The organism is Streptomyces muensis (assembly GCF_021474425.1).
Lineage (GTDB): Bacteria > Actinomycetota > Actinomycetes > Streptomycetales > Streptomycetaceae > Streptomyces > Streptomyces muensis.
Genome location: NZ_JAKEIP010000549.1, coordinates 1 through 1,722, shown reverse-complemented (window position 1 = coordinate 1,722; position 1,722 = coordinate 1). Strand labels below are relative to the sequence as shown.

The following is a 1,722-nucleotide window of genomic DNA, read 5'->3' as shown; positions in this document are numbered from 1 at the left end:
CCTCTCCACCGTGGTCGTGGCCGCCGTCGTCCTCGCCGTCGTCCTCTCCCGCGGCGACGGCGGCACCGGCGACAGCGCACAGGGAGAGGTCTTCCTCCAGTCCGCGGGCAGCACCGGCCCCGATCCGTTCACCGAGTCCACCGCGACGGACAGCTCCGCCCCGCCCGTCACCCCGTCCCCGGCCACCGAGTCCGCCCCCTCGAACGCGGTGATCGGCGTCGACGGCAGCGCACCCGGCCTGTACGGCGGCACCCGCGACGTCGCCAGCTGCGACGTGGAGAAGCAGATCAGGTACCTCCAGCAGGCCCCGGAGAAGAACAGGGCGTTCGCATCAGTCGCCGGCGTCCAGGACTCCGACGTCCCCTCCTATCTGCGCTCGCTCACCCCCGTACAACTGCGCATGGACACCCGCGTCACCAACCACGGCTACCGCGACGGCGCCGCCGACGGCTACCAGGCCGTCCTCCAGACCGGCACCGCGGTCCTCGTGGACGACCGCGGCGTGCCCCGGGTGCGCTGCGCCTGCGGCAACCCGCTGACCGAGCCGGTCGCCCGGCAGGGCACCCTCAAGCAGAAGGGCGACGCCTGGCCGGCGTACCGCCCCTCGAACGTCGTGGTGGTCACCCCCGCGCCGAAGGTCGTCAAGGAGTTCGTCATCTACGACCACGACCACGACGAGTGGATCGCCCGCCACCGCGGCGACGACGCCCACAAGGACAAGAAGACCAAGCGGCCCGTGAAGCCCTCCCCGTCTGTGACCGTGTCGAAGCCCACCTCGCCGAGCTCCCCCGCGTCGATCACCCCGACCACGCCGTCGAAGGACGAGACGACGAAGGACGAGACGACGAAGGACGAGACGACCAAGGACGAGACCACGACGGACGAGCCCACGACCGACGAACCCACGTCCGAGGAGCCGACGACGGAGCCCGAAGCGCCCGCGACCACCACCACGTCCCAGGCGCCTCCGGACGAGGAGGTCACCACCGAGTCACAGTCGACGTCCGGCGGCACGCCGGCGTCCTCCCCGCCGCTGTGACGTACGGCGCCACCTGCACGGTGACTGCGCGGCTCCGCTCTGGGTACGAGGACTGGTGCAGCAGTGTCCGGCCAGTCCGGCTTCCGAGAGAGAAACGCATGATCGAGCACGTGGACGGGGCAGTGATTCCGACTGGTTTCGACGTGCCCGTGGAACCGCTACGGCGGGCGGCGCACTACAGCGGCGAACCGGGATGCATCGCCGAGGCACGGTCCTTCGCCGCGCTCTTCCTCGGCCGGCTCAGGACCGAGTGGTGCGCCACCATCGCACAGCCCGCCGAGGACAAGGTGCTCCTCGTGGTCAGCGAGCTGGTCACCAACGCCGACCGGCACAGCAACGGCCCGTACATCCTGGACCTGGAGGGCACCGACGACGCGGTGACGGTCTGCGTGTACGACAGCAGCTCCGCCCTGCCCCGCCGCTACCCCAAGGATCCGGAGCGCGTCGGCCGGCACGGCCTGGAGATAGTCCACGCGCTCGCCGCCGAGGTCGCCGTGGAACGGGTGCCGGTCGGCAAGCTGGTGCGCGCGGTGCTGGCACTGACCGACACGTGACGGCCCGGCGAGGGACCGCGATTTCCCCCAGGGCGGAACGCTGATCCCTTCCCCTCGCGCCCCCCGCTCATAGGCTGGGACAGTGAGCAATCAAGCGCCGAACGAAGCCCGCGTCATTCCGTTGCGCCC

The 1,722-nt window shown here is 71.0% G+C and carries 2 protein-coding genes; both read left to right on the top strand.

Annotated features, from left to right (window positions below; all coding sequences use genetic code 11):
• A partial coding sequence (locus L0P92_RS44230) for a DUF6777 domain-containing protein (RefSeq protein ID WP_234768780.1) occupies window positions 1–1,039 on the top strand: 1,039 nt, incomplete at its 5' end.
• Between the two features lie 98 nt (window positions 1,040–1,137).
• A complete protein-coding gene (locus tag L0P92_RS44225) occupies window positions 1,138–1,593 on the top strand; it encodes an ATP-binding protein (RefSeq protein ID WP_217209720.1) in 456 nt (151 codons plus the stop codon).
• The last annotated feature ends 129 nt before the right edge of the window (window positions 1,594–1,722 follow it).

Excerpts from the sequence above, each read along its gene's own strand:
- L0P92_RS44225 (WP_217209720.1), top strand. The coding sequence starts at position 1,138 with ATGATCGAGCACGTGGACGGGGCAGTGATTCCGACTGGTTTCGACGTG.